Origin of the sequence: Trinickia violacea, assembly GCF_005280735.1 — a bacterium.
Taxonomy (GTDB): domain Bacteria; phylum Pseudomonadota; class Gammaproteobacteria; order Burkholderiales; family Burkholderiaceae; genus Trinickia_A; species Trinickia_A violacea.
In genome coordinates this window covers 3,651,736-3,673,769 of the sequence record NZ_CP040077.1, presented here as the reverse complement: position 1 = coordinate 3,673,769, position 22,034 = coordinate 3,651,736, and the positions used below count along the sequence as shown (strand labels likewise).

The following is a 22,034-nucleotide window of genomic DNA, read 5'->3' as shown; positions in this document are numbered from 1 at the left end:
AAATGACGACGACCCCAGGACAGCCGGGCGTCGAACCCTTTAAAGGACGCAACATGAACCCGCCGAATAACGCGAGCGCCCCGGCGCCATTGGTTGGCTGGCAATTCGCACTGGGCGCGTTCGCCGTTGCCCTGGCTACCTTCATGAACGTGCTGGATTCGTCGATCGCCAACGTCGCGATCCCGACGCTTTCCGGTGACCTGGGCGTATCGGTCGACGAGGGCACGTGGGTCATCACGCTGTTCTCGGCGGCCAATGCAGTGTCGATTCCGCTGACCGGCTGGCTCACGCAACGGGTCGGGACCGTCAAGCTCTTCGTCGCCGCGATTCTGCTGTTCGTGGTGTCGTCTGCGGCGTGCGGTATCGCGCCAAGCCTGCCCATCCTGCTCGCGGCGCGTATCGTGCAAGGCGCGGTGGCGGGGCCGCTCGTGCCGCTGTCGCAGGCGCTCTTGCTCTCGACGTTTCCGCGCGAAAAAAGCTCGAGCGCACTGTCGCTGTGGGCGATGACCGCGACCGTCGGGCCGATTGCGGGACCGGCGCTGGGCGGCTGGATCACCGACAACTACAGCTGGTCGTGGATCTTCTACATCAACGTGCCGGTCGGCCTCTTCGCCGCCGCGGTGGTTTGGGCGCTCTACCACAAGCGTGAAACGCCCTCGCGCAAGCTGGCGATCGACAAGGTTGGGCTGCTCTCGCTCATCGTCTGGGTCGGCGCGCTGCAGATCATGCTCGACAAAGGCAAGGATCTCGACTGGTTCAATTCGCCGGTGATCTGGGTGCTCACGATCATCGCGCTGATCGCGTTCCTGTTCTTCCTGATCTGGGAGCTGACCGAGGCGAAGCCGATCATCGATCTGCGCCTCTTCACGCAGCGCAATTTCATGGGCGGGACGGTCGCGATATCGGTCTCGTATGCGGTGTTCTTCGCCAACCTCGTGATCTTTCCGACCTGGATTCAGGAGTATCTCGGCTACCGGGCCGTCGACGCGGGCTTCGTGACGGCGCCGCTCGGCATCTTCGCGGTGATCCTTGCGCCGGTGATGGGCAAGATCATGCCGAAGACCGACATGCGGAGGCTGGCGACGGTCGCCTTCCTCGCCTTTGCGGGCGTGTTCATGATGCGTTCGTTGTACACGACCGACGTCGATGTCCACACGCTCGTGCTGCCGACCCTGCTGATGGGCATCCCGATGGCGATGTTCTTCACGCCGCTCACGGCGATCATCCTGTCGGGCTTGCCGCCGGAGAAGATTCCCGCTGCTGCGGGCTTGTCGAACTTCGTGCGGGTCTTTGCGGGCGCGGTGGGCACGTCGCTCATGCAGAACACCTGGAACAACCGGACGATCCTGCACCATTCGCAGCTCGCCGAGCAGACCAGCGCGACCAACCCGACCTATGTGCAAGCCATCGCCAATATTCAGACGACGCTCCACGCGAGCGTCTTCAAGGCCCAGGCTTTTTTCGAGGCGCAAATGAGCGCGCAGGCGGCGATGCTCGGCTTGAACGATATCGCCTGGCTGTCGGCCGTAATCTTCATCGTGATCATTCCGCTCATCTGGATCACGAAGCCGAGCAAGGACGGGGCGGCGAACGCCGCGGGCGCGGGCGGTCACTGAGCGAGGGAATAGGGCGCGTCGGCGGGGCCGGAAAAAATCTCAAAATTGCGCTTGCCAGAATCTGACTTTGCAGTTATTGTGATGATCATCAACACCGAGGACGCGCCATGAAACACTACACCCCCGAAAACTTCGCGCTGACCGAAAGCGTCGGGTTCAAGCTGACCAAGGCGCGTAACCTGGTCATCGCGGAAATGGACGCCGCTCTCAAGGAGCTCGACATCACCAGCCCGCAGATGGGCATTGTTCTGGCGTTGCAGCGCGGCTTGGCTTCCACGCCGTTCGAGCTCTCGAAGCTGCTGTCGGTCGACACGGGCCTGATGACGCGCATGCTGGACAAGCTGGAATCGAAGGGATTGCTGGAGCGTTCGCGCAGCGCGGAAGATCGCCGCGTGGTCAACCTGGCGCTGACGAAGAAAGGTCTGGAAGTGGCGGGCGAGCTTCCGAATATCGCCCCGGTAGTGCTGAACGCCCGGTTGCGGAAGTTCACGAGGGCGGAGTTCGAAGAACTGGGCCGCCTGCTCGATAAGTTCATCGGAGAGTGAGCGCCGCGGCGCTCCCCCCTTTTTTTAACCATTAATCTGACGAGTCAGACAATGCAAACGCAGATTGTTCAACAAGGCCGCGGCATCCGTGCGATGAAGGTGGGGCTGTCGGCGATCCTGGTGGCAGTGCTGTCGGCCTGTGTCAACTACGCGGGCATTCACAGCGACAAGCAGATGGCGCAGCCGCAACAGTTCCAGACGACGCAGAGCCTGCCGGCGGAAAGCGGCCACTGGCCGGCGGCCGATTGGGCCGATCAGTTCGGCGACGCGCAACTGAAGGCGCTGATCGACGAAGCGCTCAAGGGCAGCCCGACGATCGCGCAGGCGCGCGCCCGCATCGCCGCGGCGCAAGCCTATACGGAGACCGCGAAGGCCAGCACGATGCCGAGCGTGAACGCCGATTACTCGCTCAAGCGCGAGCAATTCAGCGGGACGGCGCTGGTACCGCCGCCCTACGGCGGCAGCTGGCAAACCGAGAACAGCGGCCTCTTGAGCGCCTCGTACGATCTCGACCTGTGGGGCAAGAATCGCGAAGCGCTCAAGGCGTCGATCTCCGATCTGCAGGCGACCGAGGCTGACGCGGAAGTCGTCAAGCTCACGCTCACGACCACGATCGCCCGTACCTACAACCAGCTCGCCCGGCTCTACGTGCTGCGCGACATCGCGCAGCAGGAAGTGGAGCGCCGCCAGGACATCGACCGCATCACGGCCGGCCGCATCGCGACCGGGCTCGATACGGAAGTCGAGCGCAAGACGGCGCAGGCGAATCTCGCGACTGCCCGCTCCACGGTCTCCGCCCTCGACGGCAGCATCCTGACCACGCGCTACCAGCTGGCCGCGCTCATGGGCGAAGGCCCCGACCGCGGTCTCACGATCGCGCGGCCCACGCTGGGCGTCGGCGACGAAGTGCGTCTGCCGGACAACCTGCCTGCCGACCTCGTGAGCCGCCGTCCGGACATCGTCGCGGCCCGCTGGCGCGTCGATTCGATCACGCATGAAGTGAAGGAGGCGAAGGCCGAGTTCTACCCGGACATCAATCTGAGCGCCGCGATCGGCCTCGACGCGTTCGGCTTCGGCCGCTTCCTCACCGCGGCAAGCCGGACGGCTTCCGCAGGTCCGGCGATCCATCTGCCGATCTTCGATGCCGGCGCGCTGCGTGCGCAATTGAAGGGCCGCTACGCCGACTTCGACTCGGCGGTGGCGACCTACAACCAGACGCTGATCACCGCCTTGAGCGACGTGGCGACGCAACTCGCGCAGATCCACTCGAGCGACGCGCAGCTCGCCGATGCGCAAGCGGCGCAACAAGCCGCGCGCCAGGCCGACGATCTCGCGATCACGCAATACAAGGGCGGCCTGACCAACCAGTTGACGGTGCTCAATGCCGACATGAACGCGCTGCAGGCCGATCAGTCCGTCGCCAACTTGCTGATGAACCGGCGCGACCAGCAGATCGCGCTCGCCTCGGCGCTCGGCGGCGGCTACGTCGACACGTCGTCCGATGCAACCCATACAGCAGCGTCCGCTGCAACGTCCAACCCCGTCGTCGCCGCGCGTTGAACCGGCACGTTCGCAAACTCCCTGGAGAATTGACATGAGCGATACCATCACGTCCGACCGCACGAGCGCGGAATCGGCCCAACCGAACAGCAACGGTGCCCACGATGCGCCCGCCGGCGCGGCGCCGAAGGCAACGCCGCCGCAAGCCTCGGGCAAGCGCAAGCTGTGGCTCGCGCTGCTGAGCATCGGCGTCGTGGTGGCAGGTGCGGCCTACGGCGCGTACTACTTCACGTACGGGCAATACCACGAGTCGACCGACGACGCCTACGTCAACGGCAACCTCGTGCAGCTCACGCCGCAGGTGACGGGCACGGTGAACGCCGTCAACGCGGACGACACGCAGATCGTGAAAGAAGGCGACCCGGTCGTCACGCTGGACCCGGCCGATTCGAGAATCGCGCTCCTGAACGCCGAGGCGGCGCTCGGGCAGGCCGTGCGCCAAGTGAGCACGCTCTACGTGAACAACGACTACTACGCGGCGAACGTCGCGCAGCGAGAGTCGGATCTCTCCAAGGCGCAGGACGATTTGAAGCGCCGCGTTGCGGTGGAGAACACCGGCGCGGTGTCGGCCGAAGACGTCTCGCACGCCCGCGACGCCGTGGCCGCCGCGCAGGCTTCGCTCGACGCCGCCCGCCAGCAGGCGCAATCGAACCACGCCCTGACCGACCGCACCTCGATCGAGCGGCACCCGGACGTGCAAGCCGCCGCCGCGAAGGTTCGCGACGCCTACCTCGACTACGCGCGCAACACGCTGCCCGCGCCGGTGACGGGCTACGTGGCGCAACGCTCGGTGCAAGTGGGCGAACGCGTGGGCCCGGGCACGCCGCTGATGTCGATCGTGCCGCTCGACGGCGTGTGGGTCGACGCGAACTTCAAGGAAGTGCAATTGCGCCGGATGCGGATCGGCCAGCCGGTCACGATGACGGCGGATGTCTACGGTTCGAGCGTGAAGTACCACGGCCGCGTGATCGGCTTCTCGGCGGGCACGGGCAGCGCGTTCGCAACGCTGCCGGCGCAGAACGCGACCGGCAACTGGATCAAGATCGTGCAGCGGCTGCCGGTGCGTGTGCAACTCGACCCGAAGGAATTGGAAGCGCATCCGCTGCGCATCGGGCTGTCGATGACGGTCGACGCCGACACGCGCGACGATTCGGGCACGCAGCTCGCGGCGGCCGTGAACACGACGTATCGCACCGATGTGTTTGCGCAATACGGCGCGCAAGCGGATGCCGAGATCGCGAAGATCATCGAGCAGAACGAGACGGCCGCGCAGCAGGCGAAGGTTGCGGCGTCATCGGCGAAGAAGGCAGCGAAGCAGGGTTGAACGGGTGCGCAGTGGCCGCCCGCGTGCGAGCGGCCACTGATCCAGCACGGTCTAGGTCATTTGGATTCAACTGTGTGTGCTGGTGCGCGCTCGCTCAATGGTACGTCGTGGTAGACGATTGCAGCTTCGTCAGCTCGCCGCCTTTGAACCGGAACCAGCCTTGCGAGCTTTGCATTACGGCCTCATCGCCTTGCCAGAACACGCGCCGCACGGTCATGCGCTTGCCCGTGCGTTGCACAAGTGGCGGACGGTGGCGAAAGTCGTACAGCACCGGGCCGGAATCAGTCTGCACGAGCATCCGCGTGACGTTGTCATTCGCGCCGTCAACGTCATCGAAATGCGTGAGCGCGTTTGCGCTGAAGCGATCGAAAACGTTCTTGTCGAGCATTCCGACGAAATCGTGATCAGAGCGCTCGAATTGCACTTGACCCGAGGGTGTGGCGAGCGGGCCAGATGCGTTGCTTTGCGCATGAGCGCAAGTCACGAAAGAGGTGGCAGCGAGCGCGGCGAAGAAAAGTCGGTTCATGTTTCCTTTTAGATTCAGCGGCGCTTCCTGCGAAGGAGCACGACCCGCATTCGTTCATCTTGGAACATTGTCGTCAACTTCGGTCGACACGTCGAACAACTTCACGTCGCCGGTCGATTTGCGGATTGGTCAATTGGGGCATCACGGCCGCGCGGGAACGGCGACAGCGTCCGCCTTCCGCACCGCAAGAATCAGGACCGACGCGAGCATCGGCAAGCACGCCATGACCAGGAGCCCGAGATGCAAATTGCCGGTCGCGGTCTTCGTCCAGCCGATGATCGCCGGTCCCCAGAATCCGCCCGACAATCCGATCGTATTGATGAGGGCGATGCCGCCCGCTGCCGCGGGCCCCTTGATGTATTCGGAAGGCATCGCCCAGAACACCGTGTAGGCCATCCAGAGCCCCGCTGTGGCTAGCGTCAGCAGAACGAGCGAGACGGCGAGGTTGCCGTCGGACAGCACCGATGAAGCCAGAAGCAGCGCAGCGGCGATCGCCGGCAGCGCGCAGTGATAGCGTCGTTCGCCGAGCCGGTCCGACCGGCGGCCTATCGCGACCATGCCGATGGCGGCGGCGAGATACGGAATGGCCGAGTACCAGCCGAGCGCGATCGTGTCGGCGACGCCCTGCGCTTTCAGCACGGTCGGAAGCCAGAAGCTGATCGCGTAGATCGACGCGATGATGCAGAAGTAAGCGAGCGCAAGCACATAAACTCGGCCGTCGCGAAGCACGGTCTTGAACGAGTGGGAACGTGCTGCGCCCACGGTGAGCTCCGCCGCGAGCAGGCGCTTTTCCTGTTCGTCCAGCCAGCGCGCGTCTTGGGGCCGATCGGGCAGCACGAAGAGCGTGAGAATGCCGAGCGCGATGCATGGCAGACCCTCGGCTAGAAACATCCACTGCCATCCGGCGAGGCCGGCGGTGCCGTCGAACACCGTGATCAGCCACGCCGAAATCGGCCCGCCCGCGATCCCGCCGAGCGGGCCCGCGACAAAGACGATCGCGATCGCCCGCGCCATTCCTGCAGGACCGTACCAGCACGACAGGTAATAGATCATCCCCGGCGCGAAACCGGCTTCGAAGACTCCGAGCAGGAAGCGCATGCCATAGAACGTCGGCACGTTGCGCACGAAGAGCATGCACGCCGACGTGATACCCCACAGCACCAGAATGCGGCCGAACGTTTTTCTTGCGCCGACTCGCGGCAACAGCAGATTGCTCGGCAGCTCGAACAGCACGTAGCCGAGGAAGAAGATGCCAGCCCCCACGCCGTACGCCGCATCGGAGAGTCCGAGGTGGCTTTGCATTTGCAGCTTGGCAAAGCCGACGTTGACGCGATCCAGATAAGCAAAGAGGTAGCAGATCAGCAGGAACGGCAGCAGCCGCCAATTGATCCGGTTGTAGAGCGCCGCCGTGGCGTCTCCTACCGCGACGTTGGGTATTGCTGACATGCGTGTCTCCAGATGTTGATGTGTCGTTCCGCTTTTTGCGTGAATCCATGGTGGCGACGTTCGATGTATCGAGCAACAGCAACTAAGTTCACGTATCGTTGCCGTAAAGGCAACGACATGGATCGGGAGGATTTGGCATGCGGGAGATCAATCAGCAACGTCTGAGGTACTTCCACGAGGTGCTGACGCACGGCACGATCCGCGGCGCCGCCGACAGTCTCAATACGTCGCCGTCGGTGATCACGCGGCAGATCAAGCTGCTGGAGGACGAGCTTGGCGCGACGCTCTTCGAGCGCCAGGCGCGCGGCGTCAAGCCGACCGAGGCCGCGGCGCATCTGTTGGAGTTCTGGAGGGGCTACCGGTCGCAACAGGAAAAACTCGAAGACCGGCTTCTTGCGTTGAAGGGGCTTCAGCAGGGGCGCGTCGAGCTGGCCGTCAGCGAAGGCTATGTCGATCCCTTGGTCGACGAAGTGCTGATCCCGTTCTGGAAGCGGTATCCGAAGGTGGAGATCGGCGTGGAGGCGCTTCCTGTCGACGACTTGCTGACGGAGGTCGCCGAAAGCCGCGCGCACATCGGGCTCGCCTACAACCCGCCGCCGCATCCGTCCATCGAATCTCGCGCAAGCTCGCCGCAGCCGATCGTGCTGCTGGTCCGGCGCGACCATCCGCTGGCGCTGCGAGGGGGCCCCGCCAGCGTCGACGACATGCTCGCCTTTCCGCTTGCCTTGATGCCCGCGACTTACGGCATCGGCCACGCGGCCAAGCTCCTCGAGTTCGCAGAGAACGTCGCGATCCGCCCGGCGGTGACCACCAATTCGCTCATGGCGTTGAAGCGCCTCGTCGCATCGGAAAACTTCGTGACGCTCATCGGGGAATTCGCGGCCTATACGGAAATTGCGGCCGGCGAGCTTGCAGTCGTGCCGATCGATCATCCGCTGTTTCGAGGCATCAAGGCGAAGGTGATCGTCAAATCGGGCAGGCCGCTCGTCGCGGCCGCGCACGAATTGCTCGAGTGGATCCTGCGCCGCATGACGATGTTCGCCGATGCCGCCGATCCGGAGCAAGGCCGCTAGACTGCTGAACGCAGTGGCCCGATACCGTTGCTCACCGGGCAACGGAACGTGAGCTTAGTTGCTGTTGCTCGATACGCTGGACGCTGACACCATCGGAAAACCGAAACCGGCTATCGCTTCGCGTCCCCGCAGGAGCCGGCCAAACAAAGGAGTTCACCATGCTTTTGCACCTCTCGACTTGGGCCGAGGTCGCGCAGTTTCTGAAGCGCAGCCGCACTATCGTGGTTCCGATCGGCTCGAACGAGCAGCACGGTCCGACCGGCCTGCTGGGCACTGACTGGCTGTGTCCCGAGATCATCGCGCGCGAGGCGGAGAAGACCGCCGATATTCTGGTCGCGCCGACATTCAACATCGGCATGGCCCAACATCATCTGGCCTTTCCGGGGACGATTTCATTGCGCCCGTCCACCTTCATCGCGGCGATAGGCGACTGGATCCGATCGCTGGCGGGCCACGGCTTCGAGAAGATCCTGTTTCTCAACGGCCACGGCGGCAACATCGCGTCGATCGAGGCGGCCTTCTCCGAGGTCTACGCCGAAGCCAGCTTCGCCGGGCGCCGGGCCGGATTTGCGATGAAGCTGTGCAACTGGTGGGACCTGGAAGGCGTCGGCGAACTGGCGCGCGAGCAGTTTCCGACCGGTCATGGCTCTCACGCCACGCCGTCCGAGATCGCCATCACCCAGTGGGCGCTGCCCGGCTCGATCAAATCGGCCGACTACACGCCGCAAATTGCGCCGACGGGCCCGATCCGCGAGGCGCTCGAGTTCCGTGCCCGCTACCCGGATGGACGCATCGGTTCGGACCCGGCGCAGGCGAGCCCGGACAAGGGTGGGGAACTGGTCAAGCTGGCGGCGCAGAGCCTGGTGCGGGAATTGGCTGCGTTCAGCGACGAGGCGATGCCGAAGTGAGCGTGGCGAGTTCCGCCAGATTGGCCACCATGCGACGTGTCCGCCGAAGAAACGCTCTCTTCAGAGAATGCGAAGGTTTCGAATTCGCCCGATCGTCGGCGAGCGCTGGAGGATGAGGTCCGTGATGTACTCGGGCAGCAACTCACGCGGGATATCAGCAGGCACGTCCTGCACGAGCTGCGATGGCACCTGAACGATGAAAGCGGCGGGGGCGCTCTTCAGGCTGTGTTCGTAACTGACTCGGTAGTCCATGGTCTTGAGCAAGGCTGAGGGGGATCGTGGGTGTCGTGTCGAACGCACTGGAGCGGTCTTACTGAATCTCGCTCAAAGCCAATGATGGCGCGGCAGGCCGCCGATTTGGGTACGTTGAAGAGGGCGAATTCGGGAGGTGTGACGGTATACGGTCAAGTATACCGTCGCCGAACCGTGGATTTGGCTGGTTTTGGCGAGACGCCGGTAGACAGCCGGTTCGCCAAGACCGAATTATTTCAACGGGTTATGGCCGTCCTGAGACGTCGATAGCATCCGCTCCACATACCGAACTAAAAAAATGGCCGTATGCCGTCACAAATACCGTGGTGTCCCGCTGCTCGTAGCGAGAGACGATATGCGATGCTGGACGGTGCCCGCAATCGGACATCATTTAGAGCGTTTCCAGCATCTGAAGCGTTTCGGGGTGCTTGGCGACCAGTCGGATCAGCGTGGCAGCCTGCGCATTGGGCTTGGCCTTGCCTTGTTCCCAATTCTGATACGTGCGCACGTTGATGCGCAGGCTTCGGGCCATGACGGCTTGAGACGCGTGAGAGGCTTCGCGTACGGCCTTGATTTCGGCCGGCGAGATGTCGAGCGCATCGGGCACTTCGGCCTTGATCTTGCGCAGCGTGATTTTCTCTTCGCGCTCGGCAGCAAGGGCGTCGAGACCCTCGGTCAATTCAGCAAACAGGTTTCGCTTCTTCATTGCTTGCTCCGTATCGTGACCTCTCTTTCCAGTAGCTTCGCGAAGGCTTTCCGCTCGTCACTGGTTAGGTCTGCCATCTCATCCTTGTCGTACAGTGTGAACAACCAGAATTGATAACCGCTGACCCAGTAGTAATAGATCACTCGTAGGCCACCGCGTTTGCCTTTCTGGCGGCGTTTGTCAGCGAACCTCAACTTCCGCAGACCGCCGGTTCCCTTGATCAAGTCACCAGCCTCGGGATTGGCCAGCAGCTCTTTCTGAAGGACGGCGTACTCGTCATCCGCGAGGTAGTTTTCGCGTTCACGGGAAAATGGCGGCAGTTCGATGAAGGTCGCTTGCATCGTCGAATTATACGCTATTTGCGTATAATCGCAAGGGCATGCGTCGGCGAACGGGCTGGGCTGGGCCGAGCCACGCTTGTTCGCTGGACGTACACCTTCTCTTGGTACAGGATTGTTCCCTTTTTCTATGCTGTGTCTTTACTGCACTCACAAGTTGCTCAAACGCCTGAATCCCGACGTGCTCGAGACCGTAAGCAGCACCGCGAAGCTTGGCAACTGGTACGCAACTGTTTTGCCGTGGCGGCCGCAGGTTGCGATGCTTGTAAATGAGCGAACGCTATTGCCTGTGCTGATACCATTGGCTCCGGCGGCTAGCCTGGCGGTTAGGTTTCCGGCGGCTCTGACAGATATACTGGCCGCCCACGGAGTGCCGCGTTCGTTTATCGACTCCGAAGTACGCGAAATGCAGGTCGTCAAATACGGGAAGACGCAAAGTCGCAGCGTTGTCGGCATCATGACGGAGTTCGCACGCCTCGCCGAAGGCTACCGCGTCCACGACAAACCGACCGAACTCGTCGAGCTGTCGCTAAAACTGGCGCGCACGCCATGTAGCCCGCTTTACAAGGGACCGGTGTCTCCCGAGCGGGCGTTGAAAGAGTTGACGAACCATGGAGCGGCCGCCTGATTGCGATTTGCCGCGTCATAGTCCTGTGTGAGTGGGCCGGAGGGCTGATGCTCGACCGGCCGGATGCAAAGCGCATCCGGATTACAGAGGTGCTCGATGGACGACTTGTCGCGGAGCGGAACAAGTCGTGCAGCGAGGCTGACCGCAGCGGTTAGCTACCCTGTATCGGCGACGCCGTCGACAACATCCTTTCGACATACCGCGCGATCAAATCGATCTCGAGATTGACCTTCACGCCCGGCGCGAGATGCTGGAGCGTGGTCACTTCGACGGTGTGCGGGATCAGGTTGATCGAGAACTCGCAGCCGTCGTCGCGATCGTTCACCGAGTTCACCGTGAGGCTCACGCCGTTCACGGTAATCGAACCCTTGTACGCGAGATAGCGGCCGATCTCGCGCGGCGCGAGCACGCGCAACTCGTGCGACTCGCCGACCGGCGCGAAATGCGTGACCGTGCCGAGCCCGTCCACGTGCCCCGACACGATGTGTCCGCCGAGCCGATCATGCGCGCGCATCGCCTTCTCGAGATTCACGTCGCCCGTCTGCGCGAGACCCACCGTGCAATCGAGGCTTTCGCGCGACACGTCGACGTCGAACGTCTGCGCCGTTTTCGCGATCACCGTCATGCACGCGCCCTGGATCGCGATGCTGTCGCCGAGCGCGACGTCTTCGAGGCCGAGCGAGCCGGCGTTCACCGTCAGTCGCACACCCGCGTCCGGTGCGCCGCCGAGCGGCTGGATCGATTCGATGCGGCCGACCGCCGCGACGATACCTGTAAACATCGATTGGATTCCTGAAAGTTAGCGAGTGGCGTCGCGCGAAGCGTCGGCGGTCACGAAGCGCGCGAGCACGCGCAAGTCATCGCCGATTCGCTCGAGCGAGTGGAAAGAGAGGCGCTTGCGCGCGTCGAGCGTTGCGGGTGCGGCCAGGTCGAACATCCCCGCCGATTCGGCGCCGAGCAGGCTCGGTGCGACATAGACGAGCAATTCGTCGACGCACCCTTCGCGCAACAGCGACCCGTTCAGCTTGTGGCCCGCCTCGACATGCAATTCGTTGATGCCGCGAGCGCCGAGAATCTTGAGCATCCCCGGCAGATCGACCTTGCCGTGCGCATTCGCGATCGGCACGATCTCCGCGCCGCGCGCGGCGAGCGAGACGGCGTGATCGGCGTTGTCCTGGTCGATCGCCGCGCAGAAGATGAGCGGCGGCGCGCCTTCGAGGATGCGCGCCGTCAGCGGCACTTCGAGGCGGCTGTCGATCAGCACGCGCTGCGGCTGGCGTGTCGTCGCGACCGCGCGCACGGTCAACTGCGGATCGTCCTCGCGCACGGTGCCGATGCCGGTCAGGATCGCGCACGCGCGGGCGCGCCAGCCGTGGCCGTCGGCGCGTGCGGCGTCGCCCGTGATCCACTGGCTTTCGCCCGAGGGCAGGGCGGTGCGGCCGTCGAGCGAGCTCGCGATCTTCATGCGCACCCACGGCCGGCCGCGCGTCATGCGCGATACGAAGCCGATGTTCATCTCATGCGCTTCGTTCGCGAGCAGGCCGCAGCGCACGTCGATGCCGGCTTCGCGCAGCATCGCGAGGCCGCGCCCCGACACTTGCGGGTTCGGATCTTCCATCGCGGCGATCACGCGCTCGACCTGCGCGTCGATCAGCGCGTTCACGCACGGCGGCGTGCGGCCGAAGTGGCTGCACGGCTCGAGCGTCACGTAGGCGGTCGCGCCGCGCGGATCGTTGCCGCGCGCGCGGGCATCCTTGAGCGCGCGCACTTCGGCGTGGTCCTGGCCGGCGGGCTGCGTGAAGCCTTCGCCGATCACGACGCCGCCTTTCACGAGCACGCAGCCGACGCGCGGATTCGGCGTCGTGGTGTACATGCCGCGCGCCGCGAGGGCGAGCGCGCGCTGCATATGGATGAAGTCGGTTTCGGAAAACATCGCGGCGTGTGCCTCGATTGATGTAGGTTTGTTTTAAGCCGACAGCGCAGCGAACGCGTCGCGTGCGGCATCGATGGTGGCGTCGATCACGGCGTCGTCGTGCGCGATCGACACGAAGCCCGCTTCGTACGCGGACGGCGCGAAGTACACGCCCGCATCGAGCATCTTGTGGAAGAACGCGTTGAAGCGCGCGATGTCGCAGCGCGTGACGTCGGCGAAGCTCGCGGGGATTTGCTCGGTGAAGTAGAGGCCGAACATGCCGCCGATCGCATCGGCCACGAACGGCACTTTGGCTTCGCGCGCCGCGGCGGTGAGGCCGTTCACGAGGCGCGTGGTTTGCGTGGCGAGGCTTTCATAGAAGCCCGGCGCCTGGATCAATTGCAGCGTCTTCAACCCTGCGGCGACGGCGATCGGATTGCCCGACAGCGTGCCCGCCTGATACACGCCGCCCAGAGGCGCGAGATGGGCCATGATGTCGCGCCGTCCGCCGAACGCGGCTGCCGGCATGCCGCCGCCGATCACCTTGCCGAGACACGTGAGGTCGGGCGTGATGCCGTAGAGCGTCTGCGCGCCGCCGAGTGCGACGCGAAAGCCGCACATCACTTCATCGAAGATCAGCACGGCGCCGTGCTGCGTGCACAGGCGCCGCAGCGCCTGCAGGAACTCGGGCGTAGCGCGCACGAGATTCATGTTGCCTGCGACGGGCTCGACGATCACCGACGCGATCTCGCCGCCGAACGCCGCGAACGCTTCTTCGAGTGCCGCGACGTTGTTGTATTCGAGCACGGTGGTGTGCTTAGCGATGTCGGTAGGCACGCCCGCCGACGTCGGGTTGCCGAACGTGAGCAGGCCCGAGCCGGCCTTCACGAGCAGGCTGTCGGCGTGGCCGTGATAGCAGCCCTCGAACTTCACGATGCGGCTGCGGTTCGTGAAGCCGCGCGCGAGACGCAGCGCGCTCATCGTCGCCTCGGTGCCGCTCGACACGAGCCGCACTTGTTCGATCGACGGCACGAGCTTGCAGATTTCCTCGGCGATTTCGATTTCGGCTTCGGTCGGTGCGCCGAACGAGAAGCCGTTCGCGAGCACGCGCTGCACCGCTTCGAGCACTTCGGGGTGCACGTGGCCGAGAATCATCGGGCCCCAGGAGCCGATGTAGTCGATATAGCGGGTGCCGTCGGCATCCCAGAAGTACGGGCCTTGTGCGCGCTCGACGAAGCGCGGCGTGCCGCCGACCGAACGGAAGGCGCGCACCGGCGAGTTCACGCCGCCGGGGATGGTGAGCTGGGCGCGTTCGAACAGAGCTTGATTCTTGGACATGGGATGAAATCTGCTGGATGAGAGGCGGAGCGCTCGCAAGCGGCCCCAAAGAGGTGCTTCTCGCGCGAAAAGATGGCTCAAATTGTACCGGAGTCGTGCCGGCTTGCCGGGCTCGGCCGTTTGGCCGGTCAGCGCCCTCAAGCGCACCTTCCGCGCCGCCGTCGGGTAATTTATACCGTCGAGTACAATGCCGGCTGGTTGTCAGCGTTTCGCAAGGCCCGCTGCCGGGCCGCATCTTTCGGATTTCCCATGTCTCACGTCGTCAAGCGCCGGCCCGATGGCCGGCTGATCCTATTGCTCGGCGCGCTTGCCGCGTGCGGGCCGATTTCCACCGACATGTATCTGCCGAGCCTGCCGTCGATCGCGCAGTCGTTCGCGGTCGGTGCGTCGGCCGCGCAGGCCACGCTCACGAGCTTCATGTTCGGCTTCTCGCTCGGCATGCTGCTCTACGGGCCGCTCTCGGACACCTGGGGGCGGCGGCCCGTGCTGCTCGGCGGCATTGCGCTTTTCACGCTCGCGAGCATCGGCTGCGTCGTGTCGTGGTCGATCGATGTGCTCGTCGCCGTGCGCTTTCTGCAGGCGCTTGGCGCGGGGGCGGCGTCGGTGCTGGCGCGGGCCATTGCGCGCGACGCGCACGAGCCGACCGACGCCGCGCGCGTGCTGTCGATGGTCGCGATCGTCACGGCGATCGGGCCGCTTCTCGCGCCGCTCGTTGGCGGGCAAGTGTTGCTCTTCGGCGGCTGGCGCGCGGTCTTCGTGTTTTTGACGCTATTCGGCGCCCTTTGCGCCGCGCTCGCGTTCTACCGCGTGCCCGAGACGTGGCCGAAAGAGAAGCGCAAGAGCGCCGCGGTGCTGAAGTCGTTCGCGGTGTACGGGCACCTGATCACCGATCCCGTTGCGCTCGGCCACGTCCTCTGCGGCGGCATGGCGTTCGCTTCGATGTTCGCTTACATCACGGCGACGCCCTTCGTCTATATCGACTACTTCCACGTGAAGCCGCAGCACTACGGCTTTCTGTTCGGCCTGAACGTCGTCGGCATCATGCTCGCGAACTTCTTGAATACGCGTCTGATCGGCCGCTTCGGATCGCTCGCGATCATCAAGGCGGCGGCGCTCGTCAGTTGCGCCGCGTCGTTTGCGGTCGCGCTAGCGTGCCTGACGGGGTGGGGCGGGCTGTGGTCGATCGTCGTGTGCCTGTTCTTCGTGGTGGGCGTCGTGGGGCTGTTGTCGGCCAATTGCACGACCGATTTGATGCATCGCTATCCGCACAACGCGGGCGCTGCCGCGGCCGTGTTCGGCGCGATGCAGCTCGCGCTCGGCGCGCTCGCGAGCATCGCGGTCGGCGCATTTCATGACGGCTCGCCGAGGGGCATGGGGACGACGATCGCGGTGACGGGCGCGCTTTGCTTCGTCGGACGGGTGCTCGTCGTGCGCTGGCATGGGTGGCCGGTGCGGACGGTAGGCACGGTTAAACCGGCGGGGGATGCGTAGTCGCGCGTCGAGCGGGAGCGGCGTTTTCGCTACTTGTCGCGTGCCATAAAAAAAGCCCCGCGCAATGCGGGGCTTTTGCAATCGGAACCGGAGCCGGCAAACGCGTGCGCCGCCGGATCTTGCCGAACAGATACTGCTTTTAGAACTTGTGGCGGATGCCGACGCGGACGGCGACTTGGTTCGTGTTCGAGCTCGCGCCTGCCGAGCCAGCGAACTGCGCCGCGTAGATGTCGGCCGTGACGCCGCCGCTCATCGCGTGCTGGTAAATGCCCATCAGGGAGACGTCGGTGCGCTTCGACAGCGCATAGTCGATGATCGCATTGAGTTGACCGTACTTCGGCTTCTTGTCCGTGAGGTCGACCTTGCCTTGCGTGTACGTGTAGCCGAGACCGCCCGTCAAAGCCGGCGAAATGTGGTAGTTGCCCCAGATTTCGGCGCTGTTGAAGTACACGGTGTTGCCCGCCACGCCGTTCGAGTTCTCGAAGCGCACGTTCGACCAGTTGAGGCCGAGCTGCGCCGCGCCGATCGTGTACGTGCCACCAACGCTGATGCTTTGCTCGCTGGTGGGTTGGCCGACCAGGCCCCAAATACCGTTGAGCGGGTTGGGGGTCGCGGGATGAGCCTGGTTCGCGATGAAGTTGCCGTCGTTGAACTGGGTACCCGGGTTCTTCGCGAAGAAGTAGCCTGCGCCGATGTACAGCGGACCGGCCGAGTAGTTCAGGCCGCCGCCGACCGTGCTGTTCGTGCTGAAGCTGCCAGCCTGGCCGCCGAACGCGTACATGCCTTCGGCTTGCACGCCGTAGAAGCGCGGCGAGACGTACTTGACCGCGTTGTTGATACGGAAGCCGTTGTCGGTGTTGTCGATATCGGCCGGGTGCGAGAAGTAGGCGCCCCACTGACCGTTGAACGTGGTCGGCTGTGCATTGTCGACCACCGGGTCATATTGACGGCCGAGAGTCAGCGTACCGTACGTGTTGTTCGTCAGGCCGACGTAGGCTTGACGGCCGAACTCGCGGCTACCTTGGCCGAGCGTGCCGGTACCGACGTTGAAGCCGTTTTCCAACTGGAAGATGGCCTTCGTGCCGCCACCGAGATCTTCCGTGCCCTTCAAGCCCCAGCGGCTGCCTTGGATGACGCCGCTCGACATTTTGAACTGGTGGGCACCGCCGGTGTTGTTCACGTACGTGATGCCGGTGTCGATGATGCCGTAAAGCGTGACGCTGCTCTGTGCGAAGGCGGGTGCTGCGACGGCGCTCGTTACTGCAAGTGCGATGAGCGATTTTTTCATTAAGTGGTCTCCGAGACGGATTGCAATTTGTGAGCACCCGGATGGGGTGAAGTGTTGCAGCGGATACTCATGCCTAATGAACGACCCGGTCCCCGCCGCGGTTTTCAGGGAACGCTCGGATACTAGGGGTCTTAAATTCACCGACTCATTGGTAGAAACACTAGTTGTTTTGTTTTTGTTGCTGATTTCGCAATAACATGTTGCGGAACTTGATTTCGTCGGGGCTAGGCCTCATGCGGCTTTCAATGAAAGCGATTGCTTAAAATCGATCAGGCTGTGACTTTTTTACAACACCGCTCGCGAAGTCTGCGACCGTTGTAAATGCGCTGAAAAAATTACGATCTGAAGGGAGCACTTAATCAGTCGCTCGCCAACGCATGGCGGGGCAATCGAAGAAGTGCTGAATTTTTCCGAGGCCGCGCGCAAGGTTTCGACTAGCAGCCTTGCATGGGACGCGAGTAGGCGCTAAAGCGCCAAGTCCGGATCGACATCGTGTCGACAAAAAAAGACCCGCGCCGTTGTCACGGGGCGGGTCGAGCTCTTAGATGAAGCTGGCGCGTCGCTAACTCGCCAGCAGACTCAATGAAACCACGCGTCCATTTTTTTTCAAAATAAGGGAAAGCGCGGTCAGGGTTTTCGCGAAGGGGACGACGCTCAGTGCACCTATCAATCCGCCGCCGACGACGCCGCGCCATGACTCAGCCAGTCGAGCACCGCGACCGCGTCGTCGGTGCTTTCCGAGCGCGCCTTCGCCACCGCTTCGGTCATCTCCGTGCTCGGCACGGCGCGCCGGATCGCGACGCCGACCGCGAGGATGTCGATCATCAAGAGATGCAGGATCCGCGAAATCATCGACAGCTGCGATTCACGGATCTCGATGTGATCGGTTTCGAGCGCCACGGTTGCGCGTTTCGCGAGCGGCGTGTTGCTCGATGTGATCGCGATCACTTGCGCGCCCGCTTGCATCGCGACGTCGAGCACGCGCAGCAGCTCGGGCGCGCGGCCCGACTTCGACACCGCGACGATCACGTCGCCCTTGCCCAGCAGCGCCGCCGACGCCGCCTGCATGTACAGATCGCCGTAGGCGATCGTCGGGATGCCGAAGCGGAAGAACTTGTAGTGCGCGTCCTGCGCGACGATGTTCGAGTTGCCGAGGCCGTAGAACTCGATGCGCCGCGCGCCGTTCAGGAGGTCGATCGCGCGCTCGACGTTTTCGAAGTTCAAATGCTCGCGCAGCTGCAGGATCGCCGACACCGTGTTGTCGAGCACCTTCGCGCCGAAGTCGGTCGCGGCGTCGCCCAGATGCACCTGGCTGTGGCTCACCGGGATCGTGCCCGTGAGGCCCGTCGCGAGTTTGAGCTTGAAGTCGGAGAGCCCCTGGCAGCCGAGCGAGCGGCAGAAGCGGATCACGGTCGGCTGGCTCACGTCGGCCTTGCGCGCGATGTCGACGATCGGATCGTTGATGATCGAGCGCGGGTGATTGAGCGCGAGGTCCGCGACGCGGCGCTCGGCCGGCGTGAGCGCATCGCGCATCTGGCGGATGCGCTCGAACACGGCCGACGAGCCCGCGCCGGAGCGATTCGACAGCTGCTCGGCGAGGATCGCCGAGACGCCCAGGAACGCCGGATATTCGGCGGTGATCACGTAAGTCGGCACGTTCGCGAGATAGGGCTGGAAGCGGCCCTTCGCTTCGAAGCGTTCGCGGAACGGCGAATGCGCGAAGACTTCGCCGAGCCGCGGCACGACGCCGCCGCCGATATAGATGCCGCCGAGCGCGCCGAGCGTCACTGCGATATTGCCGGCGAAGGTGCCGAGAATCCCGCAGAAGCAATCGACGACTTCGACCGCGAGCGCTTCGCCTTCGAGCGCGCGGTTCACGACTTCGGCCGGATCGAGCGTGGCGGGCACGCGCTTCTTGTCGCGCGCGGCGAGCGCGCGGTAGATCAGCTCGAGCCCCGGGCCCGCGGCCACGCGTTCGAACGAGACATGCGGCCACTTCTTGCGCGCGTACTGGAGCACGAGGTCTTCGCGCTCGTCGGCCGGCGCGAAGGTCGCGTGGCCGCCTTCGCTGCCGAGCGCGATCCAGCGGTCGTCGGCGGGAATCAGGCCCGATACGCCGAGCCCCGTGCCCGGCCCGAGCAGGCCGATCACGCTGTTCTGCCGGCGCGTGCCGCCGCCGACCTGCACGCGTTGAGCGTCGGTGAGACCGGGCAACGCCATCGCCAGTGCGGTGAAGTCGTTGACGACCAGCAGCGTATCGAAGCCGAGCGAGCGGCGCGTCGCCTCGATCGAGAACGTCCAGTTGTGGTTGGTCATGCTGACCTGGTCGCTGTCGACCGGGTTCGCGATCGCGATCGCCGCGTGGTTCACGCGGCCAATCTTCGTATCTTTCAGGTATTTCTTCAGCACCTCCGCGACGCCGGGATATTCCGCGCACGGATAGACGCGGATCTGCGTGATCTCGCCGGGACCCGTTTCGAGCGCGAAGCGCGCGTTGGTGCCGCCGATGTCGGCCAACAGGCGCGGCCCGTCGGCGTGCTGGCCCACCCCGGGGACAGCCTTAGTTTGCACACCAGTAGACATCGAGTCTGACTCCCTTGTCGTTTGCCAGCTTCGAGATGGCGTTTTTTTGGTCGGCGGCCGCGGCGGCGTTGAGCACGTCGAGCTTGCGCGGGCCGGCAATGAGCAGGAACAGCCGGTCGATCCGCTTGAGGGCCGCGAGCGACCAACTCACGCGCGCATGGGGCGCGGCGCTTGGATGGACGGCGACGAAGCGCTCCGGCGTCGTGATCGCGAAGTCCCATTCGGGCGCGTCGGCGAAGATCGAGGCGGTGTGGCCGTCCTCGCCCATGCCGAGCACGGCGACCTGCGGCAAGGCGCGCGCCGCATCGCCGTTCAGCGCGGCGATGTGCGCGTCGAGCGGCTGCGAGATGTCGACGAGCGGATGAAAGCGCGCTTGGCTCGCGGCGTGCGTGAGCAAGGTTTCGCGCACGAGGCGCGCGTTGCTGGCGGTATCGGTGTCCGGGACCCAGCGGTCGTCGACGAGCGTGACGTCGATGCGGTCCCAGTCGAGCGGCTCGTGCGAGAGCGTCTCGAGAAACGGGCGCGGGCTGGTGCCGCCGGATACGGCGAGCGTTGCACGGGGCGCGCCCGCTGCGCTCGCGCTGCCATGGGCGGCGAGCGACGCTTGTAGCGCGTCGCGCACCGCTTTCGCCAGCGCGTCGGATTGGACGCGCGGGTCGTCGAAAGCGTGAAGCTCGATCACTTCTCCTCCAGGCTGCTTTTTGTAGGTTTCGTCGATTTGGTGCGGTCGGCGAGTCGCGCGCGGCGTTTCGGCCGCGTGCAAACCGTCAATCATAAATAAACCATCAATTCTCTTCCGAGAACGTCAATTTTCTTCCTCGAGCCAGCAGGTGCCGTGCTGCGCGAGCATCGCGCTCGCCGCGGCCGGCCCCCAGGTGCCCGACGCATACGGTTTCGGCGGCTTGTTCGCCGCCTTCCATTCATTCAGGATCGGCTCGACCCAGGTCCACGCGGCCTCCTGCTCGTCGCGGCGCACGAACAAAGCGAGGCGGCCGTGGATGACGTCGAGCAACAGACGCTGGTACGCCTCCATCTGACCTTCCTTGAAGAACTGGTCGAACGCGAGATCCAAGTGCACGCTCGACAGATTCATCCCTTCGCCCGGCTGCTTCGCAAGGCAATAGAGGCGGATCGTTTCGTTCGGCTGCAAGCGGATCACGAGACGGTTCGAGCCCGGGCGCAGCGCCGTGGGGCCCAGCGCCGAATGCGGCACGGCACGGAAATTCACGACGATTTCGGCGACGCGGTCGGCAAGGCGCTTGCCGGTGCGCAGGAAGAACGGCACGCCGGACCAGCGCCAGTTTTCGATCTCCACCTTCAGTGCGACGAAGGTCTCGGTGCTGCTGTCGGGCTTCACGCCGTGCTCGGTCGCGTAGGCCGGCACTGACGTGCCCTTGATCACGCCCGCATGATACTGGCCGCGCACCGCGATCTTGCTGATGTCGCGCGGATCGATCGGCTTGAGCGCTCGCAGTACGCGCAGCTTCTCGTCGCGCACGGAGTCGGAATCCATCGAGTGCGGCGGCTCCATCGCGACGATCGAGAGCAGTTGCAGCAGGTGGTTCTGCACCATGTCGCGCAGCGCGCCGGTGTTGTCGTAGAAGTCGCCGCGGCCTTCGACGCCCAGCTCTTCGGCGATCGTGATCTGGATGCTTTCGACCCACTCGCGGCGCCACAGCGGCTCGAAAAGCGCATTGCCGAAGCGCAGCGCGAGCAGGTTCTGCACCGGCTCTTTGCCGAGGTAGTGGTCGATCCGGTAGATCTGCTCTTCCGCGAAGATTTCGCCGACGGCGTCGTTGATCGCATTCGACGAACGCAGGTCATAGCCGAGCGGCTTTTCGAGCACGATCCGCGCATTCTGATTCAAGCCCACCGAAGCGAGCGCGCGGCAGATCGGCACGAACAGCGACGGACCGGTCGCAAGGTAGAACACGCGGATGCCCGCTTGACCCGCGATGGCGTCGCGCAGCATCGCAAAGTCCTCGGGCTTGCCGAGGTCCATGTGCAGATATTCGAAGCGCTGCAGAAAACTCTTCCAGCAGGTCTCGTCGAGACCCTTCTTCGACACGTGTTCCCGGACGTTTTCCTCGACCCACTGCAGATAGCCGTTCAAGTCGGCCTCGAGACGTGCGACCGCCACGATCTTGCCTTGCTCGGAAAGCATCCCTGCACGGTGCGCTTCATACAGTGCGGGCAGGATCTTTCGCATCGACAGATCGCCGGTTCCGCCAAAGAGAACGAAGGTGAAGCTCGAGTCGGTTTGCATGTGTCTCCGCGGGAAATCAGAGGGTTGTAGCCCGATAAAATTTTTTTTGACACTGAATTGTAGTTTAACTACAATCCAAATCAAGAGGTAACGTGAAATTACCTCTCCGAGCCTGTACCGCGCGACGCGGCGCAAGCCAAAATCAAAAGAGGAGACTCGTAGTTTGCTTCCCCAGTCCATTCACTCGCGAGAAAACGCCGGGCCGTCCCAAGTTTTCTCGTTCCCCCTCGGGGG

At 64.0% G+C, this 22,034-nt stretch carries 20 protein-coding genes; 8 read left to right on the top strand and 12 right to left on the bottom strand.

All coding sequences use genetic code 11. The features are described from left to right. Positions 1-53 precede the first annotated feature (53 nt). The 4 genes from FAZ95_RS16825 to FAZ95_RS16810 all read left to right on the top strand — a co-directional run bounded on the left by FAZ95_RS16825 (position 54) and on the right by FAZ95_RS16810 (position 5,045). Positions 54-1,616, top strand: coding sequence for a DHA2 family efflux MFS transporter permease subunit (locus tag FAZ95_RS16825; protein ID WP_137333484.1), 1,563 nt, complete (start codon positions 54-56; stop codon positions 1,614-1,616). A 107-nt stretch (positions 1,617-1,723) separates the two neighbouring features. Beyond that, positions 1,724-2,161: a MarR family winged helix-turn-helix transcriptional regulator gene (locus tag FAZ95_RS16820; protein WP_137333483.1), complete on the top strand. Its 438-nt coding sequence runs from the start codon at positions 1,724-1,726 to the stop codon at positions 2,159-2,161. Positions 2,162-2,212: 51 nt separating this feature from the next. Further along, on the top strand, positions 2,213-3,721 hold the full coding sequence (locus FAZ95_RS16815) for an efflux transporter outer membrane subunit (protein ID WP_137333482.1): 1,509 nt from the start codon (positions 2,213-2,215) through the stop codon (positions 3,719-3,721). Positions 3,722-3,755: 34 nt separating this feature from the next. Then, positions 3,756-5,045, top strand: coding sequence for an HlyD family secretion protein (locus FAZ95_RS16810; RefSeq protein WP_137333481.1), 1,290 nt, complete (start codon positions 3,756-3,758; stop codon positions 5,043-5,045). A 94-nt stretch (positions 5,046-5,139) separates the two neighbouring features. Here FAZ95_RS16810 and FAZ95_RS16805 read toward each other — a convergent pair whose 3' ends face one another. Continuing rightward, positions 5,140-5,571 (bottom strand): hypothetical protein, encoded by a 432-nt coding sequence (locus FAZ95_RS16805; protein WP_137333480.1) that lies wholly within the window; start codon positions 5,569-5,571, stop codon positions 5,140-5,142. 141 nt (positions 5,572-5,712) lie between these two features. Further along, the gene (locus FAZ95_RS16800; protein ID WP_137333479.1) at positions 5,713-7,017 is read right to left on the bottom strand and encodes an MFS transporter; all 1,305 of its coding nucleotides are present in this window, start codon (positions 7,015-7,017) and stop codon (positions 5,713-5,715) included. Between the two features lie 137 nt (positions 7,018-7,154). On the opposite strand from FAZ95_RS16800, the gene FAZ95_RS16795 reads away from it, so the two are divergent. Further along, entirely contained in the window at positions 7,155-8,090 is a 936-nt protein-coding gene (locus FAZ95_RS16795; protein ID WP_137333478.1) for a LysR family transcriptional regulator, read from the top strand. Positions 8,091-8,248: 158 nt separating this feature from the next. Then, positions 8,249-8,998: a creatininase family protein gene (locus tag FAZ95_RS16790; RefSeq protein WP_137333477.1), complete on the top strand. Its 750-nt coding sequence runs from the start codon at positions 8,249-8,251 to the stop codon at positions 8,996-8,998. Positions 8,999-9,058: 60 nt separating this feature from the next. Here FAZ95_RS16790 and FAZ95_RS16785 read toward each other — a convergent pair whose 3' ends face one another. From FAZ95_RS16785 to FAZ95_RS16775, 3 genes are all read right to left on the bottom strand, one after another. Further along, a complete protein-coding gene (locus FAZ95_RS16785) occupies positions 9,059-9,250 on the bottom strand; it encodes a hypothetical protein (RefSeq protein ID WP_137334596.1) in 192 nt (63 codons plus the stop codon). A gap of 391 nt (positions 9,251-9,641) precedes the next feature. Beyond that, the gene (locus FAZ95_RS16780) at positions 9,642-9,956 is read right to left on the bottom strand and encodes a helix-turn-helix domain-containing protein (protein WP_137333476.1); all 315 of its coding nucleotides are present in this window, start codon (positions 9,954-9,956) and stop codon (positions 9,642-9,644) included. Then, a complete protein-coding gene (locus FAZ95_RS16775; RefSeq protein ID WP_137333475.1) occupies positions 9,953-10,297 on the bottom strand; it encodes a type II toxin-antitoxin system RelE/ParE family toxin in 345 nt (114 codons plus the stop codon). The genes FAZ95_RS16780 and FAZ95_RS16775 overlap by 4 nt, the downstream gene beginning before the upstream one ends. Before the next feature lie 154 nt (positions 10,298-10,451). Between FAZ95_RS16775 and FAZ95_RS16770 the strand changes: the two genes are divergently transcribed. Then, entirely contained in the window at positions 10,452-10,922 is a 471-nt protein-coding gene (locus tag FAZ95_RS16770) for a DUF6933 domain-containing protein (protein WP_254699731.1), read from the top strand. 151 nt (positions 10,923-11,073) lie between these two features. Here FAZ95_RS16770 and FAZ95_RS16765 read toward each other — a convergent pair whose 3' ends face one another. From FAZ95_RS16765 to hemL, 3 genes are read right to left on the bottom strand one after another with little or no spacing between them, the layout of a single operon-like run. Beyond that, complete coding sequence (locus FAZ95_RS16765; protein WP_137333474.1) at positions 11,074-11,703, bottom strand: riboflavin synthase; 630 nt, start codon at positions 11,701-11,703, stop codon at positions 11,074-11,076. 18 nt (positions 11,704-11,721) lie between these two features. Further along, entirely contained in the window at positions 11,722-12,855 is a 1,134-nt protein-coding gene (gene ribD / locus FAZ95_RS16760; protein WP_137333473.1) for a bifunctional diaminohydroxyphosphoribosylaminopyrimidine deaminase/5-amino-6-(5-phosphoribosylamino)uracil reductase RibD, read from the bottom strand. Positions 12,856-12,888: 33 nt separating this feature from the next. Then, positions 12,889-14,172: a glutamate-1-semialdehyde 2,1-aminomutase gene (gene hemL, locus FAZ95_RS16755; RefSeq protein WP_137333472.1), complete on the bottom strand. Its 1,284-nt coding sequence runs from the start codon at positions 14,170-14,172 to the stop codon at positions 12,889-12,891. Between the two features lie 249 nt (positions 14,173-14,421). On the opposite strand from hemL, the gene FAZ95_RS16750 reads away from it, so the two are divergent. Further along, positions 14,422-15,663 carry a Bcr/CflA family multidrug efflux MFS transporter gene (locus FAZ95_RS16750; RefSeq protein ID WP_137333471.1) on the top strand — a complete coding sequence of 414 codons (1,242 nt, stop codon included), beginning with the start codon at positions 14,422-14,424 and terminating at the stop codon, positions 15,661-15,663. 139 nt (positions 15,664-15,802) lie between these two features. Here the strand turns inward: FAZ95_RS16750 and FAZ95_RS16745 are convergent, their stop codons facing one another. From FAZ95_RS16745 to zwf, 4 genes are all read right to left on the bottom strand, one after another. Continuing rightward, positions 15,803-16,951, bottom strand: a complete 1,149-nt coding sequence (locus FAZ95_RS16745) for a porin (protein ID WP_137333470.1) — start codon at positions 16,949-16,951, stop codon at positions 15,803-15,805. A 666-nt stretch (positions 16,952-17,617) separates the two neighbouring features. Continuing rightward, a complete protein-coding gene (locus FAZ95_RS16740; protein ID WP_137333469.1) occupies positions 17,618-19,534 on the bottom strand; it encodes a bifunctional transcriptional regulator/glucokinase in 1,917 nt (638 codons plus the stop codon). Further along, on the bottom strand, positions 19,512-20,216 hold the full coding sequence (pgl, locus tag FAZ95_RS16735; protein WP_137333468.1) for a 6-phosphogluconolactonase: 705 nt from the start codon (positions 20,214-20,216) through the stop codon (positions 19,512-19,514). Before pgl ends, FAZ95_RS16740 begins: the two co-directional genes overlap by 23 nt. Before the next feature lie 123 nt (positions 20,217-20,339). After that, entirely contained in the window at positions 20,340-21,800 is a 1,461-nt protein-coding gene (zwf, locus tag FAZ95_RS16730; RefSeq protein ID WP_137333467.1) for a glucose-6-phosphate dehydrogenase, read from the bottom strand. Positions 21,801-22,034: the final 234 nt, after the last annotated feature.

Excerpts from the sequence above, each read along its gene's own strand:
- FAZ95_RS16825 (WP_137333484.1), top strand. The coding sequence starts at position 54 with ATGAACCCGCCGAATAACGCGAGCGCCCCGGCGCCATTGGTTGGCTGG.
- FAZ95_RS16820 (WP_137333483.1), top strand. The coding sequence starts at position 1,724 with ATGAAACACTACACCCCCGAAAACTTCGCGCTGACCGAAAGCGTCGGG.
- FAZ95_RS16815 (WP_137333482.1), top strand. The coding sequence starts at position 2,213 with ATGCAAACGCAGATTGTTCAACAAGGCCGCGGCATCCGTGCGATGAAG.
- FAZ95_RS16810 (WP_137333481.1), top strand. The coding sequence starts at position 3,756 with ATGAGCGATACCATCACGTCCGACCGCACGAGCGCGGAATCGGCCCAA.
- FAZ95_RS16805 (WP_137333480.1), bottom strand. The coding sequence starts at position 5,571 with ATGAACCGACTTTTCTTCGCCGCGCTCGCTGCCACCTCTTTCGTGACT.
- FAZ95_RS16800 (WP_137333479.1), bottom strand. The coding sequence starts at position 7,017 with ATGTCAGCAATACCCAACGTCGCGGTAGGAGACGCCACGGCGGCGCTC.
- FAZ95_RS16795 (WP_137333478.1), top strand. The coding sequence starts at position 7,155 with ATGCGGGAGATCAATCAGCAACGTCTGAGGTACTTCCACGAGGTGCTG.
- FAZ95_RS16790 (WP_137333477.1), top strand. The coding sequence starts at position 8,249 with ATGCTTTTGCACCTCTCGACTTGGGCCGAGGTCGCGCAGTTTCTGAAG.
- FAZ95_RS16785 (WP_137334596.1), bottom strand. The coding sequence starts at position 9,250 with ATGGACTACCGAGTCAGTTACGAACACAGCCTGAAGAGCGCCCCCGCC.
- FAZ95_RS16780 (WP_137333476.1), bottom strand. The coding sequence starts at position 9,956 with ATGAAGAAGCGAAACCTGTTTGCTGAATTGACCGAGGGTCTCGACGCC.
- FAZ95_RS16775 (WP_137333475.1), bottom strand. The coding sequence starts at position 10,297 with ATGCAAGCGACCTTCATCGAACTGCCGCCATTTTCCCGTGAACGCGAA.
- FAZ95_RS16765 (WP_137333474.1), bottom strand. The coding sequence starts at position 11,703 with ATGTTTACAGGTATCGTCGCGGCGGTCGGCCGCATCGAATCGATCCAG.
- ribD (WP_137333473.1), bottom strand. The coding sequence starts at position 12,855 with ATGTTTTCCGAAACCGACTTCATCCATATGCAGCGCGCGCTCGCCCTC.
- hemL (WP_137333472.1), bottom strand. The coding sequence starts at position 14,172 with ATGTCCAAGAATCAAGCTCTGTTCGAACGCGCCCAGCTCACCATCCCC.
- FAZ95_RS16750 (WP_137333471.1), top strand. The coding sequence starts at position 14,422 with ATGTCTCACGTCGTCAAGCGCCGGCCCGATGGCCGGCTGATCCTATTG.
- FAZ95_RS16745 (WP_137333470.1), bottom strand. The coding sequence starts at position 16,951 with ATGAAAAAATCGCTCATCGCACTTGCAGTAACGAGCGCCGTCGCAGCA.
- FAZ95_RS16740 (WP_137333469.1), bottom strand. The coding sequence starts at position 19,534 with ATGTCTACTGGTGTGCAAACTAAGGCTGTCCCCGGGGTGGGCCAGCAC.
- zwf (WP_137333467.1), bottom strand. The coding sequence starts at position 21,800 with ATGCAAACCGACTCGAGCTTCACCTTCGTTCTCTTTGGCGGAACCGGC.